Here is a 16,692-nt window from a genome sequence, read left to right as displayed (position 1 = left end):
CGAATTCATTTTTCAAGGCTAGACTAGCTTATTGCTATGAACGGTTTGAGAGAGACGAAGAAGGCGGCTACCAAAGAGCTTATCGCCGAATGTGCGGTAAGGATTGCTCTTGTCGACGGCATTGATAAGCTCACCGTGGCACGCGTGACGGCGGCTGCGGACGTTTCCCCACGGACATTCCATAACTACTTTCCGTCACGCGATTCAGCGTTACGGTGGTATCTGGAAAGCCACCTCACTGCGCTGAAGAAGAAGCTCATTGAGCACATCAAGCAAGAGGAATCCATTATCAACGCGGTGGAGGCCATCGTCCTCGAAGGTCTGGAAGAGGATCTCAACTCCCCTAGTTCCCTCCTGTCGCTCTACCACCTCGGGCAGATTCTGGAAACTATCGACTACGGGACGACGACCAAAGTCTGGTCTACTGTTCTGGCCGATGGTCTCAACCAGCTGACCCCGCTTACCGATCTCTCCGAATTCGAGTGCTATACCATCCTGAGCATCGCCGCCGAGGCAGGGCTCAAGGCCACCGGGTACCAGTATCCCAACCTGTCTAAACGGGCCGTTATCAAGAATGTGCGCTGGACCTTTGATCTTCTGCGCAATGGTGTAAATCCCACGTACGGGCTTTCCCACCCCTAAGACTCGTTCTTGTTCGATACTATTAAACGGGTGAGCACCTTTGTACCGAACGAAGACAACAAACCGGAACCAGTGGCACAGGTAAGCGTCGACAAGCAATTACCCCTACCCACCAGCCTCGATGAGGTCATCGCAGACGGGGTCATCACACGCGCGGGGAGGAAAATCCCCGCCGACCATGTCGTAGGGGTCCAGCTCAGCCCCGACGAACGGCTCCTGCGCGTCACCACCAATCATGGCAGCACCGACTACGACGCACTTCCCCTCGCCACCATCAGCGGCGACGATATGCAGTGGATCTGCCCACAGGTAGCAGAGCGGGGCCTCGGTATACCGGAACTCACCACGACGGAGCTGCAACCCGTCAACGACGCACTATTCACCGCCGCCTGCGCGCTATTCGACGCCGGCCCCATCGTCATCGTGCCACGCGTTGCCACCCCCGAATCCCGTGGCGTATGGAAGCCCCTCGGCAAAGCCCTCGACAAATGGACAACCGACGAGGCCCAAACAGACACCGACGCCATCGTGGTCCTCGCAAACGGCATCCCCTCCTCCGCCCGCGACGCAATCCTCGCCGCCGGCACATACCTCATGAACAACCCCGCTCATGCCACCCGCGCACTCGCAACCTACCTGCACCGCAACCCGACGCAGCTGCAGGTTCACGTCCACCCCGCAGGTCATATCGTCGGCGTGGGCGACGACAACCTCGATGCGATGATCGCCACGACGAAAAAACCCAGCGACAACGCCCAACAGCGTCTCATGCAGGCAATGGGGAACACCCCGCCACTATTGTCTCCTGACTTCGCGCACGTTTCCTTTTCGCACAATCGGCAGGCACGCTGTCTACCCGTCGCCACGGTGGCGGCAGGGACGTGGACGTGGGCGTGGGCGGACCCGAATGTGCCACGATCGGCGGCTGGGAAACTCCGGAGCTTTGGCTACGACAAGGGGCTCGTTCCTTTCACTGCTGCCTCCATGCCCAAGAAGACCGCCGATGACCTTCACCTGATGGAGGTCACAAAATATGTGTTCGGCCTGCTAGGCCACGCGTGGATTCCGCTCGACTCGGACAGGTCTTGCCTTGTCCTCTTCGACCCGCAGGAAGCCGGGTTGTAGTCCTCTGAAGAGGAAGAACAAGCAGGAGCAATAAAAATACCCGCGCAGTTCACTCAGTGTGAACCGCGCGGATGAAAACTATGTAGGTTTACTGCACAACGCTTGCGGGGATCTGCCCCTTGCTCATCTGCCGGTAGACGAGGGCACGAGCAATCATGATCGGTGCCACAATGAAGCCAGCGAGAATGAAGAGGGAGAACACGGACACAACGAAGGTGACAAGAGCTGCGAGGATCTCAAAGAGGATCACGGCGCTGTAGTTCTTTAGACCATCATTGAAGCCCTGCGAGATCGCACCGCCGATACCTGCGCGGTGGTCGGCTGCGTAGAACACCCAGTACGAAAGCAGTGGCCGCAGCAGAAGGCCCAGGAGGAAAGCGATCACGCCGGAGAAAATGATCCCGCCCCACGGAAGGGACTCTAGGATGGTCATCATTGCCTCTGTAGCTGCGTTGGTATCTGTTGTGTTTTGCGCCGCCTCCACAAGCGCCGGATCCAGGTTTCGTACCGCCGCGACAAAATTTCGTGCCCCGGGCAACAGGAAGAACACGCCTACGGTAACGAACCCGTTGACGAGGCTCGACGCCAACGAAACTACGATGATCGGCAGCCAATTGACATCCTTGAAGAATTCGCCGAAGGAAACCTTCGGTGCGTTTACGTTCTTCAGCGCGCCAGTCAGCATGACGCAAGAAACGAACAAGCTAACGATCATTGAGACGGACAGTCCAATGGTGGTACCACCCGTTCGCTGAAGAATGAAATTGAAACCGCCGGAGAACGCCCCCGCCACGATGATGATGCCAAGCCACGGCAAAATGTTCTTGAAGAAACGGGAGAAGCCGAAGCCTAGTGCGCCGACCGGGGACACTGTTCCATTAGATTGGACGAGTTCCTCGCCCGGCTCCGTGTACGTAAATGGCTGATATTCGCCCGCGCCACCGCTCGTTTCCGAGCCGGGGTACGCGGGGAACGCACCGGTGCCGGCTGCTCCACGGTCGTCCGGCGTGTCAAAGCCTTCAGGGGTGTGATCGTACGGGGATTGGCCGTACGAATCTGACGGCCTTCCCGGGAACTCGTTTTCTGCCATAGGCTTCTCACTCCTTTTCATGCTTTTCTAGCATGTCGATTATTTTTCATATGCGTTCATCCACGTTCATACGCGGTGCCCCAGTCTACATGTCTAAAATCCGCACGTCATGGGCAGAGTGCGAAAATGATGTAATCGTTATCAAACTTCTACCTGGCATCCAGCTGGCCGAAACCATAGCGAAACATTGCGTACCGCTGGAGGGGAGATACCCGCTGCAGTTCACGGCTACCTCCACTTCGTTCGTCTCGCTGGGATCCCCATCGCTCGGGGAGATCTTTCACGCGCAGATTGAAGATTGTTGTTCTCCAATCCGGGCACGGGGCGTTCTCGGGCACAGCTGGGCGGTAAGGGACGGACCGCCCGTCGAAAGGCATGCCACGGGCCCCAGGGAAACCAGGACTTTGCGTTCCGTCTCCCCTCGTAATCCGTCTGCCCCCGCAAACTACCTCTCCCCCGCAAACTGTATCCCCCGTGATCCGGTTATCTCGTTATCTGGAACTCCACTGTCTAGGATCCCCTGGTGTTGGGGATCCCAGGTTCGCAGGCGCACTGCCTACGGATGTTTAGCTTTCCCAGAGCTACGCCTGGATACCAAGCGCCCCCCTGTAGGGGGTGGGGTCAACGGTATCGGTGGCCGACGGGTCAAAGTGCGGATCGCGATCCTTGTCCACGAGGACAGCGCGCACGCCTTCGAGGAAGTTCGGCTCACGGCGAAGGAGGGCACCCACGGCGAACTCATTGTCGAGTGCCTCCCGGATATCGCGGGCGCTCCTGTTCGCGGTGTATAGCTCAGCGGTGGCGACAAGCGAGGCGGGGTTGGCATTGGACTGAAGATCACGAACGAAATCGACAAACTCGGTGTCGGCATGCGCGTCCAATGCCGCGTCGATGTCCGCCCACGTGTCCCCTGCGAAACACTCCTCGATCGCTGAAATCATCCCTGCCACGCGAGACGTACCGGCGGCATCATTGTCCACGTAGCGTTCCCGCGCCTCATCAAGCGACTCAGAGATCACCATCTCCGCGAAGCTGTCCAGGTCTTCCGAGCGCACGAAATCCGTGGCAAGGCCGCTCCAAAGGCAATCGGCAGGAGTCATGCGGTAGCCTGTAAGGCCGATAAAAGCAGCCAACGCGGAGCTCGGCCCGTACTCCCCTGCCATCCGCTGCGTCATATACGTCACTCCGGTGTCAGGGGCGAATCCGATGGCCATCTCTGGCATGCTCATCCAGCCTTTTTCGGTGATGACCCGGTGGGAGCCGTGGACGGAAATTCCCAGGCCACCGCCCATGCAGATGCCGTCGATGAGCGCGACAATTGGCTTCGCGTAATGGGCGATGAGTTCGTTCATGTCATACTCACGTGCAAGGCCGTAATCGCCAAAATCGTGGTCCCCGTTGACGGCATGTTCACGGAAAAGCTTCATATCCCCGCCCGCGCAAAACGCCTTTGGGTTGGTGGATCTAATGATGATGCGGTGGACTCGATCATCCGAAGCCCACTTCTCCAGGGCCTCGTCGATGGCACCAAACATGTCCACGTTAAGGGAGTTGAGGGCACGGGGCCGATCCAGCTCAATGATGCCTGTCGTATGCAGGGTGGAAGTCTTCACGTACTCGGTGGCAAATGCGGAGTCAGTCATACATCAAGTGTGGCATAAAAAATCCGGCTGCAACGAAATCGTTGCAGCCGGTGTGCGTGCGTTCGCTACTTGACCTGGAATTCGGCCATCTCATCCCACTCGGTCTTGCCAGGGATGAGGGTGTTTATGATGGTCGGGGTCTCTACCAAGTACTGCGGGATGTCGTCGCAGGCCTTGACAAAGTGGTCGGACTTGACGTGTGCTTCGGCAGCGTCGTCCTTGAATCCCTCAACGAGGATGTAGACATCGTCCTCATCGGTGGAGCGGAACCACTCGAAGAACAAGTTGCCGTCTTCGGCGAGGGTGGCGTTGGTGAAATCCGCGACGAGCTCGCGGAAGTTGTCCTTGTATTCCGGCTTAACCTTGTATCTCACGTTGATCAAAATCATGTTGACCAGCGTAATGATTTTTCTGAAAACGCGCTATTCACTACTCGCTACTACTCGTTTTCGCACACTCACTCTCGTTTCTCACCCACGGTACTCACTCTCATTTCTCACCCGCAGTACTCACCCACGCTGCTCAGCCGATCTGCTCGCCGATCTCCAGCCATTCCTCTTCCAGCTCGTCCTTCTCCGCCACCACACTGTTGCGCTTTTCCGCAAGCTCGATAACAGTGTCGGTATCAGCGGCGGCGCTGGCCTCAGCGAGCTTCGCATCGATATCACTGAGCTGGGAATCCAGCTTGGAGATCTTTCGCTCCAGCGCACTCAACTTCTTGGAAAGAGCGTGGAATGTGGCACCGCTGGGCTTTTGTTCCTTCTCCGTAGACTGTGCCGGCGTGGACCCCTTCGCGGACTGTTCCTTGCGCCTGGCCAGGTACTCGTCGATGCCACCGGGCAGGTTGGTCAGTGTGCCGTCGCCGAAGAGCGCCCACGTGGAATCGGCGACGCGTTCGATCAGGTACCGGTCGTGAGAGACAACAACGAGGGTTCCCGCCCACGAATCGAGGATGTCCTCGAGTTCCTGCAGCGTGTCGATGTCCAGGTCATTGGTGGGCTCGTCGAGGATGAGCATGTTCGGCTCACTCATGAGGACGCGGGTGAGCTGCAGTCGGCGGCGCTCACCACCGGAAAGATCCCGGACGGGAGTGCGTTGCCGCTTGGGGCTGAATCCCAAACGTTCGGCGAGCTGTGAGGCAGAAATTTCCTTGTCGCCGACGGTGATGTAGTTTTTCACGTCGGCGATGGAGTCGATGACCCGCTGGTTCTCATCGAGGTCATCGAGTTCCTGGCGCAGCCAACCGATATGCGTTGTCTTGCCCTCAATACGCCGCCCCTTATCCAGAGGTCGTTCTCCTGCCAGGGCCTTGAGGAGCGTCGTCTTGCCGCTGCCGTTGACACCGACGAGACTGATGCGCTCGCCGGGCGCGAGGCGCCAGGTGAGCTTCTCCACCAGTGGCCGGCCGTCGGGGGTTGAGATGGTGGCATCCTCGAGTTCCACCACGACCTTGCCCTGTCGGCGTTTGGCAAAGCTCAAAAGCTCCACGGTATCGCGGGGCGGCGGCACGTTCTTGATCAGTGCCTCTGCTGCCTCAATGCGGTAGCGGGGTTTGGAGGTGCGGGCGGGGGCACCACGGCGCAGCCAAGCGAGTTCCTTGCGGGCCAAGTTCTGGCGACGCTGCTCGTTGGCATCTGCTTGGCGGGCGCGTTCGGCGCGGGCAAAAGTCCAATCGTTATAGCCGCCCTCGTACACGTCGACGGTGCCGTCGTGGACCTCCCACGTGTAGTTGGCAACGGTATCGAGGAACCAACGATCGTGGGTGACGACCACGACCGCCATGTCGGTAGACAGGAGGTAGCTAGCGAGCCACTCCACTCCCTCCACGTCGAGGTGGTTGGTGGGCTCGTCGAGGATGATGATGTCGAGGTCACGCACAAGTGCGGCGGCAAGCGACGTGCGGCGCTTCTCACCACCAGAAAGGTCACTGACGCGCGTGTCCAGGCCGAGCTCGGTGATGCCGAGACCGGAGAGGACATTTCGCACGCGCGGGTTTGAGGCCCATTCGTGGGTTTGCAGGCCGAGAGGGCCGATGACGTTGTCCGCGATCGAGGCTTCCTCGTCCAGATCGGGTGCCTGGGTGACGACCGCCAGGCGCAGGTCCTGCATGTGGCTGACGCGCCCGGAATCCGGCTCAAGACGGCCGGACAGGACGTTGATTAGGGTGGATTTGCCGCCACCGTTGAGCCCGACGATGCCGACGCGATCACCGGAGTTAACCCCCAAGGAGACATTGTCTAGCAATGTTTTCAACCCGAAGGACTGCGAGACTTTCTCCAGGTTTATGAGGTTAACCACGGTTGTCCTTTCTGTAGCTTGTCTGTAGCTTGTCGACGGCCCCGGGTGCGGTTGTCGTCGTCGTTACGGTGTGTCGGCAGGTTCCACTTGTTTCTAGTGCCCGCGCGACTGCGCTCGCTTGCTGCTCATCTGCACAGAGGAACGCGCAGGTGGGGCCGGAACCGCTGACAATCCCGCGTAGGGCGCCAGCGTCCTCGCCCGCGAACAGCGTGCGTGCAAGCTCTGGCCGCAGCGACAGTGCGGCATCCTGCAAACGGTTGAAAAGCAACGGCGCGAGATCGCTAGCTGAGGCTCCTGCTTTCAGGGCATGAACGAGGGGCTGGACGCTGTGGGGATGACCCCACGCACCGGCGCGATCGTGCTCTGTGAACACGGCCGGAGTAGAAAGGCCCTGGCCTTGGGTTGCGAAAACCCACCACAGGATACCGGTAAACGGGACTGGCGTGAGGATTTCGCCGCGCCCGGAACCGAGCGCTGTCCCGCCGTGGAGCACAAAATTAATGTCTGAGCCAAGGCGTGCGGCGATGGTGTCCAGCTCATCGATACCCAGAGGATGCTCGCGAAGAGCATTGCACGCAACGAGGGCTGCTGCGGCATCGGCAGACCCACCTGCCATGCCACCGGCTGTGGGAATCGCCTTGACGATGTGCAGATGGACAGGAGTGCTGGGAAGCACATTCTCAGCCACTTTCCAGACGAGGTTCGAGCTGTCCGTGGGCACGCAGTCGGCATCGAGGCCGGACACGGTGATCCGCATCTCTTCGGCCCGCGTCACAGTGACTGACTCTTGTAGGGCCGTAGCCTGGAAGACCGTCGTTAGCTCGTGGTACCCGTCTGGTCGGGGCGCTGCTGTCTCCAGGAAGAGGTTAACTTTGCCGGGTGCTGTGGCCGTCGCTGTCTCTAGCACGCTGCCTCCTTGGCAATGCGAACGAATTCGTCGACACCGAGTTTTTCCCCGCGCTGTCGTGGGTCGATGCCCGCAGCCGTCAGAATCGCCTCAGCGCGGTCCGCGCCGCCGAAAAAGCTGCCGAGGGCCGCGCGGAGAGTCTTGCGGCGCTGGGCGAAGGCGGCGTCGACAAGCGGAAAGAGCACCTCGGGCGACACGCCCCACGGGTTGGACTCGAAGCAGTCGATGCGGACGAGTCCGGAGGAGACGTTCGGCGCCGGCCAAAAGACGTGTTTGCCCACTGTGCCGGCTTTCTTTACCTCGCCGAAGTAGCTGGCCTTGACGCTAGGCACGCCGTAGATTTTTGTTCCGGGGCTGGCAGACAGCCGATCAGCGACCTCTTCCTGCACCATCACAAGTACGCGACGAATGCTCGGCACCGTGCGCAGGAGGTGCAGGAGCACGGGCACGGCGACGTTATAGGGAAGGTTGGCGACAATGGCTGTGGGCTCCGCCTCTCCGAAGGCTTCCCTAGTGACGGCGAGCGCATCCGCGTTCACCACTGACAGTCGCTCGGCGCACCCCGGCGCGTGATCGGCGACGGTCTTGGGGAGCTGTTCGGCTAGGCGCCGGTCGATTTCCACCGCAGTGACAGCGGAAACCTCTCCGACAAGGCCAAGGGTGAGCGAACCGAGCCCTGGCCCCACCTCGATGACGCGGTCATCTGGTTCGAGGCCTGCTGCAGCAACAATCATCCGCACAGTGTTGGGATCGTGCAGGAAGTTCTGCCCCAGTTTCTTTGTGGGGACGATGTCCAACTGCGCGGCGAGCGCGCGGATCTCGGCGGGACCTAGGAGGCGAGGTGAATCGTTCATATCGCTACACATGGTAGCCCCGTCTGGTGCGACTAGCGAATACCAAGGGATGCGGTGCACGCGGGCCAGGCACCCCAGCCTTGTGCCGCCTGTACCTTCTGAGCGATAGCAATCTGCTGGTCACGGGTGGCGAGGTTTGCTGTGGGGGCGTACTCGCCGCCGCCGTAGGCGCTCCACGTGCCGACATTAAACTGCAAACCGCCGTAGTAGCCGTTGCCTGTGCTAATCGCCCAGTTTCCACCGGATTCGCACTGTGCGATGGAATCCCATACTGAGCCGGCAGCAACGGATGCAGCTGCCGGGGCCTTCTTCGTGCCACGGGCTATGACGGCGCCGGTCGACGGCGCGGTGACGGTTTCCTGCAACACCTCATTGGAAACTTCCTGGCCGTTGACGAAAACGATCTTCCTCGTCACGGTCTTACGGCCGGGCTCTGCGGGAGAAACTTCCGTCTCCTCGCCCTCGGGGGACTCCGGGTCTTCGGTGTAGGTAGGTTCTGCGGTGTACTCCTCATCAGAGATGACGTTGCTAGTACGCACGCGATCAACCTTGATCGAGGATACGTCCTTCAGTGGTGTGTCCACGGAGGGTGTAACAACGTCTTCGGCACCGAGGGAAATGCCGCGCTTTTCGAGTACGTCACCAACAGTCTCGGCGGCGATGGAATCGTACACAACCCTGCCCGCGTCATCGACAGACACGATCTTCGGGTTGGTCACCTTGACGGTGAAGCCACCGGCGGGAATGACCTGCTCAGGGCTGGAGGAAATCTTGGCGGCCTTCGTGATGCTCGCCTTCTCACCGTCGTTGAAGTGCTGGAGAAGCTCGCTCACGGTGAGCGCGTTGGAGGTGACCTCGTGCTGCACGCCGTCGACAACGAGGGCGACCGGTTTGGCCGAGCGGACGGTGATATGGGTGCCGTCGACAAGCTTATCGGCGGGCGAAGGAGAAACAAGGTCGGAGTCCTTCGCTTCGAAGCCGACTGACTGAAGGGCATCGCCAACCGAGGCAGACATCGTCGAAAGTTCGGTGGATTGACCATCGATATCGAGGGTTATAGTCTTCGTGTTCCCTACGGCAAACACGCCACCGGCAACGACAGTAGCCAGAACACCACCGGCCGCAATCTTTACCGGGCGCGCATAGGTGGATTCGTTCAAGCGTCGCCTGACGCGACTATGGCGGGAGCTTTTAGAGGTGTACAGCGAAGAACCGTTGCCCTCGTGCGAAGTCATTGAACAGCCTTTCTCACCGGCGTGCTGTGCGGTACCGCGTGCGAACTCTCCGCAACGGCACCACGAAACGTCAGTGCGACGATAGTAACGAACGTGACAGTAACGATAGTAATGAATGTAACGATAAGGTAACAATGGCGGTTTTGTCCAGTAACATTTACCACTGTTACTAGTGTGGTAAATGTTGCTTCTTGGAGAGTCCAAAGATGGCATCGAAGGTGCGGGAGACGTGCGTTGCGAGTTCCTCGGGCTCCTCTCCACGCACCTCCGCAACACGCGCAAAGGTATGGCCGATGAGCGAGGGCTCATTCTTCCCGCCACGGAAGGGTTCCGGCGTCATATACGGGGCATCCGTCTCAATGAGAATCTGACCGGCAGGAGCGATCCGGGCTGCTTCGCGCAGCTCCTCGTTGCGTTTGAATGTCACGTTACCTGCGAAGCTGAGGATGTATCCGCGGCTAAGCGCTTCCTCCGCTACCGCCAGTGGGGAGGAAAAACAGTGGAGTTGCACGTAACGAGGTTTCGGCGCATCGGCAAGGATTCGCAGGAGGTCGGTATCCCCCTCACGGTTGTGAATCATCAGCGTCTTGCCTGATTCGACTGCAAGGTCGATATGGAAGCGCAACGCCTCTTCTTGCTGCTCTTTGCTTGCTGTGGTGTCCGGCTCGTGTTCCAGCCAGTAGTAATCCAAGCCGGTCTCTCCCACTGCGACACACTGCGGGTGCGCGACGAGTTCCCGAAGACGTTGGCGCGTGTTCTGGTCAAGCTCGTTTGCCTTTGTCGGATGGATCGCGCAGGCGGCGTACACCGCCGGATCCCATGTCGCTTGCTCGACCACGGCCTCGCTTTCTGCGAGGTCATCACCGACAGTAACGAGCTTTTCCACCCCGGCGTCCTGCGCGCGACGTACGAACTGTCGCACCGCCTCGGCATCGCGGGCGCCACACGACCAGAGGTGGGTGTGCGCGTCGCTGATTCCGGCGATGGGGTCGTGGGGCACGGGAAAGGGACGGGGCTTCTTTCGAGACATGCCTACACACTCTAGTCACACCGGCTTTCCGACGTGTTCTCCCTCCCGCGTCTTTCTCCCGCGTCTTTCTCCCGCTTCCCCCTCCTCAACTCCCCTCGCTCGCACGTGCCGTGAACACGCACCTGGGAAATGCACCCGAAAACTAGCCTGCGGATGCTAGCCTGCGGATACGTACGAAGCCATGTGTGGGAAACTAATGACAATGCTTATTCGCCTCGCGCTAGCTTCAGACGCACCCGCCCTCGCCCGCATCCGAAATTGGGCAGCCGAGGAATCGACGGCGCTTTTCGACAACACCCCGGTCACCGTCGCCAACCGCACACGGTGGCTTGCCGAGGAACCTGTGGTTTTCGTTGCCGATGTCGACGGCGAAGTCATTGGCTACGCCTCATATGGGCCGTTTCGCGTGCTCACCGGTTACCGCCACACGGTAGAGAACTCGGTTTACGTCCTTCCCGGAAACCAAGGAGCAGGCATCGGAACCGGATTACTTCAGACTCTCATCGCACACGCAGAGGCCAATCCTGATGTGCACCGCATGGTGGTATGGATCGAATCGACAAACGAAGCCTCCCTCGCCCTCCACCGCAGGCACGGTTTTGAGGAGAAAGGGAGGCTCACAGAGGTTGGCTACAAATGTGGACGCTGGCTTGATGTCACAATCCTCGAAAGGGCCTGCTAGCCGCGCTAACCCCAGAATGCGACCGAACAGAGCCACGCACGCGGCTGAACAAAACCGCGCACGTGGCTGAACAAAACTGCGCACGTGGCTGAACAAAACTGCGCACGCGGGTGGCCTAAGCGTCTAGACCAACGAGCCGGGGACCAGCGTGGGGCGGGCTCTAGTTCACAGGTGCCCACTCGGGGCCGGTTTCACCGAGCTTGGCATCTAGCTTCTGCACAAGCGGCTTCGGCTTGGACAGTGCCACGCCAGCCTGCATGTCAATACGCTTCCAGACAGCCTGCTGCTTGGTGTAGTCACCCTGGATGGTGAGGTAATGACGCCCCTCCGGCGGGAGGTCGACACCCTTGATCGGGCGCGGAGAATCGTCGGTAACCTCGACGATCTGCGGGCGAGCGGCCCACTCACCGGTGCGTCCCAAGGTCTCGTGGACCTGCTGGGCGATGTGCGGAAGGTACGGGGTGAGCAGTGTGTTGCAATCGCTCACCACCTGCAGCGCTACCCACAGAACAGTAGCTAGGCGCTCCCGCTGGGACTCGTCCTTGGCCAGTTTCCATGGTTCCATCTCAGCGATGTAGGCGTTAGCTTCGCCCACCACGTGCATGGCATGGTTAATCCCCTGCTTGAAGCGGGAGTTATTGAGGTGGTCGCCGACGATGTCGAAGGCCTCTTCAGCCAGGGAAAGCAGGGCGCGATCAGCATCCGTCAGCTCGCCTGGCTGTGGCACCTCGCCGAAGTTCTTGTACGCCATGGACACGGTGCGGTTCACCAGGTTGCCCCAGGAGTTCGCCAACTCGTTATTCACACGGCGGACGAATTCCTCCCAGGTGAAGTCCGTGTCGTTCGTTTCCGGTCCGGCCACGGAAATGAAGTAACGGAGTGGATCCGGTCCGAACTCTTCCAAAAAGTCCTTCACGTAGATGACGATGCCCTTGGACGAGGAGAACTTGGAACCACTCATCGTCAGGTACTCGCTGGAGACGACCTCGGTGGGAAGGTTCAACTCACCGAGCTCATAGACCTCGCCACCGTGAGCCCCCTTCCCCGCATAGCCGAGGAGCATCGACGGCCAAATCTGCGAGTGGAAGGTGATGTTGTCCTTACCCATGAAGTAGTAGGACCGGGTTTCCGGGTCGTTCCAGAAGTCGCGCCAGGCCTCAGGGTTACCGGAACGGTGCGCCCACTCGATGGAGGCGGACAGGTAGCCGACGACGGCATCGAACCACACGTAAAGCTTCTTCGCGTGGTCATCCTGCCACCCCTCGACCGGGATCGGCACGCCCCAGTCAATATCGCGGGAAATTGCGCGCGGGCGGATATCCTCGAGCAGGTTGAGGGAGAACTTGAGCACATTCGGGCGCCAGTCCTCACGCCCTTTGAGCCACTCCGCCAGGGCATCTGCCACGGCAGGGAGATCGAGCATGAAGTGCTCGGTCTCCACAAACTTCGGGGTTTCACCGTTGATCTTGCTTACCGGATCGATGAGATCGACCGGGTCAAGCTGGTTACCACAGTTGTCGCACTGATCGCCGCGCGCACCGCTGGCCCCACAGATCGGGCATGTGCCTTCAATGTAGCGGTCCGGCAGGGTGCGGCCTGTGGACGGAGAAATTGCCCCCTTCGTGGTCTGCTTGATGAGGTAACCGTTCTTGTACAGCCCGTCGAAAAGCTCCTGAACAACCGCGTAGTGATTGCGCGTCGTCGTGCGGGTAAAGAGATCGTAGGTAAGCCCCAAACCTGCCAGATCGTGGACGATCTGTTCGTTGTAGCGCGTTGCGAGTTCCTGAACAGTCGTGCCCTCCTTGTCCGCTTGAACGAGGAGCGGGGTGCCGTGCTCGTCGGTACCGGACACCATGAGCACGTTCTCGCCACGCATTCGCTGGTAACGGGCAAAAACGTCGGAGGGCACGCCGAAGCCTGCCACGTGGCCAATATGACGCGGGCCGTTGGCGTACGGCCACGCTACATTCACGAGCACATTATTCATGGCATTTACCTTAGAGGATTACTCTCCGCGACACGAACACGGAAGCCCCGATCCTGCCCTTTTAGGACAGGATCGGGGCTAGAAAGGCCACATTCTCAGGGCACCGCCACGGCGAAACTACGCGCTTTTTCACCGGGTGAAGGTTCAAGAAGACAGCTTCCATGGTGAAAACCCCTGCACCGTATGTCTAAGAGGAGTAGCGGCGTGGCTCCTCGTTAATGACGGTCTTCGTACCCCGCACCTTAGGCATAAGCGGGTTACGCTGCGCACGGTGCAAACGACGCTGGTTTTCTCTGTGCAGCCGACGCTCGCGCGCAAGACGCATAGCGAACTTCCGCTGAGATTTGATATCCAAGTAATTCGGGTCGTTAGCTAAGCCCTTAACGATGGCTGCCATGAGCCCGATAAGAACGAGGAGGAATGGGCTGGCTGCAATAATCGTCACGTTTTGCAGATTATTCAGCGCATCATCACCACCGGAGATAAGCAATACCAGACCAATGGCTGCCGTCAGCACACCCCAGGTGGCCGTAACCCATCGGTTTGCGTCCGACTGCCCGTTCTGGCTCATCGATCCCATCACTGTGGAAGCCGAATCCGCCGAGGTGATGAAGAATGTAGCAAGGAGAACCATAGCCACAACCCCGACGATGTTTCCCAACGGGAAGGAATGAAGAAGATCAAAAAGTTGGGACTCAGCCGCGCCGTCGCCCCAGATGGAGCGTCCAAGCTGTTCGAGCTTGATGGCGGTTCCACCGAAAATACAGAACCAGACCAGGGACACAGCTGCGGGCACCGCCATGACACCAATAATGAACTCGCGAACCGTGCGGCCACGGGAAATACGAGCCAGGAACATACCGACAAACGGGGACCACGAAATCCACCACGCCCAGTAGAAGATCGTCCACCCGGACAGCCACTCGGCCGCATCCCCACCAGCGGTGTTGGCCGTACGGGCAGCCATCTCAAAGAAGGAGTCGAGGTAGCTCCCCAGGGCCAGCGGGATCGTGTTCAAAATCGCTACCGTCGGTCCTGCGACGAAAACGAAGAGAGCGAGCAGACCAGCAAGAACCATATTAGCGTTGGACAGATACTGGATGCCCTTACCCACGCCACTCATAGCAGAGACGAGGAAGCACGCGGTTAGAACAAGGACAACAATCAACGTGATCTTAGCGTTTGGTTCAGAGATAATCCCGGACTTCTGGAGACCTGCACCGATTTGCAAGGCACCCAGGCCGAGGGAACAGGCGGTACCGAAAACAGTGGCGAAGATCGCGAGGATATCGATGAGCTTTCCAAGCCATCCCTCGGCAGCTTTCTCACCGATTAGGGGGATGAAAGCGGCAGACAAAAGTTGCTTCTTACCCCGCCGGAATGTGATGTAGGCGATGGACAGCCCCACGATGGAGTAGATAGCCCACGGGTGAAGCGTCCAGTGGAAGAGCGTCGAAGCGAAAGCCTGCCGCATGTTCCCGGAATCGTGCCCGGGCACACCGTCACGGAAGAACGTCAACGGCTCGGTTGTGCCGTAGAACATGAGGCCAATGCCCATCCCTGCGGCGAACATCATGGCAATCCACGAGGGAGTGGAAAATTCTGGTTGTTCGTCGTCTCGTCCGAGTTTGATCGACCCGAATTTGGAAAATCCGATAGCCAACGCGAAACCGACAAACACGGTGGTAAACAAAACGAAGGCCCAACCGAATTTATCTACAATCCACTCCAGAGTGGTGGTAGCAAAATTAGCGAAGTGATCGGGAGCGAACAGGCCCCAACACACGACCGCTAATACAGCGATTCCTGCGGGAGCGATAACACTCCAGTTAAGAGGACGATCCGGTTCATCATCATCCTCGAGACCCAACTGCGTCGGATCCTCGTAGGTGCCTTCATGGCTGAGCATAGAGGCTAGCTCGCTCGTCGCCGAGCGTTTGGGAGCCTCATCATGTCCGTCTTTCTGTGCTCCCTCCACAGCTGTGGCCGTGGAGGATGCCTCTTGCGTCGTGCGCGGTGTATCCTCGTGCGTTCCTTCTCGAACTGACGAGTTACCCCTTTCCTTTTCGCGGTTGTCCGAAGTTTCTTCCATACCTACATGGTTGGTGACGTGACCCCTTCACCCAAATTTTATGGTTAAAACGGCAGATTTACGACCAGCACAAACAGATTTCGTTACCAATCCGTAATGTGAAAATCACCTCGTGAAAAGCATTTTTCGCACGAAATTACAACAAATATATAACTTTCCCGATAAAAACCCGCTGGTTATACCCATGAGGAGTACTCTAACCGCGGGCTGCCACGCAGGCATCGTAAAGCTTCTTCGTGCTCTGCCCATGCTCGGATGCTATACGCTTTGCAGCGGTCTTCATCCGCTCACCATTTTTCACAGCAGCCAGGACTAGGGGTACAAGGTCCTCCAGTGCCACCGCTTGTTCTTCAGCTGTTGCTCCCTCGATGACAACGGTGATTTCCCCGCGCACGCCGTCTTTCGCCCACCTAGCAAGTTCCTCCAGGCTGCCCCGGCGAACCTCCTCGTGCATTTTTGTCAGTTCACGGGTGACGGCGGCGCGACGCGTCGGTCCAACGATCTCAGCTGCCAAAGCTAGCGTCGCAGCCAAGCGATGCGGAGATTCAAAGAAGCATGTCGCACGCTTTTGGGTCGCCACATCCTCAAGCCACTCCCGCCGCGCGCCGTCCTTGCGTGGTGCGAAACCGTCGAAGCAGAAAGTACCGACCCGCAGCCCCGATAGCGCAAGTGCCGTCGGAACCGCAGATGGCCCGGGCAGGCAGGTCACGGAGATTCCCTCATCGTGGGCACGATCGACCAGGGGAAAACCGGGATCGCTTACGCTCGGCATACCAGCATCCGTAACAACCAGGACTGTCCCCGTGCGCGCGTGTTCAAGCAACTCGTTGACTCTTCCTTCCTCGTTGTGGTCGAAGTTGGAGATGATACGGCCATGGATAGTGACGCCGAGGGCGTTAGCCAGCTGACGCGTGCGACGCGTGTCTTCAGCCGCGACAACGTCAGCAGTTTCGAGTGCATAGACAAGTCTTGGTGACGCATCTCCAAGATTCCCCAACGGTGTTGCTGCCAGTATCACTCCCGTGCGTGGCAGCGCGACGGCCGTCGCGTGACTGTTTCGTTCGGTGTGCTCGCCATACTCCTGATTCTCCATATCCCATACCTTAT

The 16,692-nt window shown here is 59.0% G+C and carries 14 protein-coding genes; 3 read left to right on the top strand and 11 right to left on the bottom strand.

All coding sequences use genetic code 11. The features are described 5' to 3' along the window. Positions 1-36 precede the first annotated feature (36 nt). Positions 37-642 (top strand): TetR/AcrR family transcriptional regulator, encoded by a 606-nt coding sequence (locus CGLUCO_RS04340; RefSeq protein WP_005391828.1) that lies wholly within the window; start codon positions 37-39, stop codon positions 640-642. 30 nt (positions 643-672) lie between these two features. Next, positions 673-1,767: a DUF6882 domain-containing protein gene (locus CGLUCO_RS04335; RefSeq protein WP_232621872.1), complete on the top strand. Its 1,095-nt coding sequence runs from the start codon at positions 673-675 to the stop codon at positions 1,765-1,767. A gap of 88 nt (positions 1,768-1,855) precedes the next feature. Here the strand turns inward: CGLUCO_RS04335 and CGLUCO_RS04330 are convergent, their stop codons facing one another. The 8 genes from CGLUCO_RS04330 to CGLUCO_RS04295 all read right to left on the bottom strand — a co-directional run bounded on the left by CGLUCO_RS04330 (position 1,856) and on the right by CGLUCO_RS04295 (position 10,824). Next, entirely contained in the window at positions 1,856-2,857 is a 1,002-nt protein-coding gene (locus CGLUCO_RS04330; protein WP_232621873.1) for a hypothetical protein, read from the bottom strand. Positions 2,858-3,438: 581 nt separating this feature from the next. Then, entirely contained in the window at positions 3,439-4,500 is a 1,062-nt protein-coding gene (locus CGLUCO_RS04325) for a 3-hydroxyisobutyryl-CoA hydrolase (RefSeq protein WP_005395828.1), read from the bottom strand. Positions 4,501-4,565: 65 nt separating this feature from the next. Beyond that, complete coding sequence (locus CGLUCO_RS04320) at positions 4,566-4,889, bottom strand: putative quinol monooxygenase (protein WP_084035908.1); 324 nt, start codon at positions 4,887-4,889, stop codon at positions 4,566-4,568. A 133-nt stretch (positions 4,890-5,022) separates the two neighbouring features. Then, complete coding sequence (locus tag CGLUCO_RS04315) at positions 5,023-6,798, bottom strand: ABC-F family ATP-binding cassette domain-containing protein (RefSeq protein WP_084035910.1); 1,776 nt, start codon at positions 6,796-6,798, stop codon at positions 5,023-5,025. After that, complete coding sequence (locus tag CGLUCO_RS04310) at positions 6,791-7,705, bottom strand: 4-(cytidine 5'-diphospho)-2-C-methyl-D-erythritol kinase (protein ID WP_005391813.1); 915 nt, start codon at positions 7,703-7,705, stop codon at positions 6,791-6,793. The genes CGLUCO_RS04315 and CGLUCO_RS04310 overlap by 8 nt, the downstream gene beginning before the upstream one ends. After that, entirely contained in the window at positions 7,699-8,559 is an 861-nt protein-coding gene (gene rsmA / locus CGLUCO_RS04305) for a 16S rRNA (adenine(1518)-N(6)/adenine(1519)-N(6))-dimethyltransferase RsmA (RefSeq protein ID WP_084035912.1), read from the bottom strand. Before rsmA ends, CGLUCO_RS04310 begins: the two co-directional genes overlap by 7 nt. A 32-nt stretch (positions 8,560-8,591) precedes the next feature. Next, on the bottom strand, positions 8,592-9,719 hold the full coding sequence (locus tag CGLUCO_RS04300) for a resuscitation-promoting factor (protein ID WP_005391810.1): 1,128 nt from the start codon (positions 9,717-9,719) through the stop codon (positions 8,592-8,594). Between the two features lie 244 nt (positions 9,720-9,963). Then, positions 9,964-10,824 carry a TatD family hydrolase gene (locus tag CGLUCO_RS04295; RefSeq protein WP_005391808.1) on the bottom strand — a complete coding sequence of 287 codons (861 nt, stop codon included), beginning with the start codon at positions 10,822-10,824 and terminating at the stop codon, positions 9,964-9,966. A gap of 196 nt (positions 10,825-11,020) precedes the next feature. Between CGLUCO_RS04295 and CGLUCO_RS04290 the strand changes: the two genes are divergently transcribed. Next, complete coding sequence (locus CGLUCO_RS04290; protein WP_005395820.1) at positions 11,021-11,506, top strand: GNAT family N-acetyltransferase; 486 nt, start codon at positions 11,021-11,023, stop codon at positions 11,504-11,506. A 160-nt stretch (positions 11,507-11,666) separates the two neighbouring features. On the opposite strand, the gene metG is transcribed toward CGLUCO_RS04290, so the two are convergent. From metG to rsmI, 3 genes are all read right to left on the bottom strand, one after another. Continuing rightward, the gene (gene metG, locus CGLUCO_RS04285) at positions 11,667-13,493 is read right to left on the bottom strand and encodes a methionine--tRNA ligase (protein ID WP_005391805.1); all 1,827 of its coding nucleotides are present in this window, start codon (positions 13,491-13,493) and stop codon (positions 11,667-11,669) included. 187 nt (positions 13,494-13,680) lie between these two features. Continuing rightward, complete coding sequence (locus CGLUCO_RS04280; protein WP_005395818.1) at positions 13,681-15,585, bottom strand: BCCT family transporter; 1,905 nt, start codon at positions 15,583-15,585, stop codon at positions 13,681-13,683. Between the two features lie 196 nt (positions 15,586-15,781). Further along, positions 15,782-16,678, bottom strand: a complete 897-nt coding sequence (gene rsmI / locus CGLUCO_RS04275) for a 16S rRNA (cytidine(1402)-2'-O)-methyltransferase (RefSeq protein ID WP_005391800.1) — start codon at positions 16,676-16,678, stop codon at positions 15,782-15,784. Between the last annotated feature and the right edge of the window lie 14 nt (positions 16,679-16,692).

The organism is Corynebacterium glucuronolyticum DSM 44120 (assembly GCF_030440595.1).
In the GTDB taxonomy this organism is placed as follows: domain Bacteria; phylum Actinomycetota; class Actinomycetes; order Mycobacteriales; family Mycobacteriaceae; genus Corynebacterium; species Corynebacterium glucuronolyticum.
The sequence above is the reverse complement of the archived record's forward strand: the minus strand, read 5'-3'. Positions and strand labels throughout refer to the sequence as shown.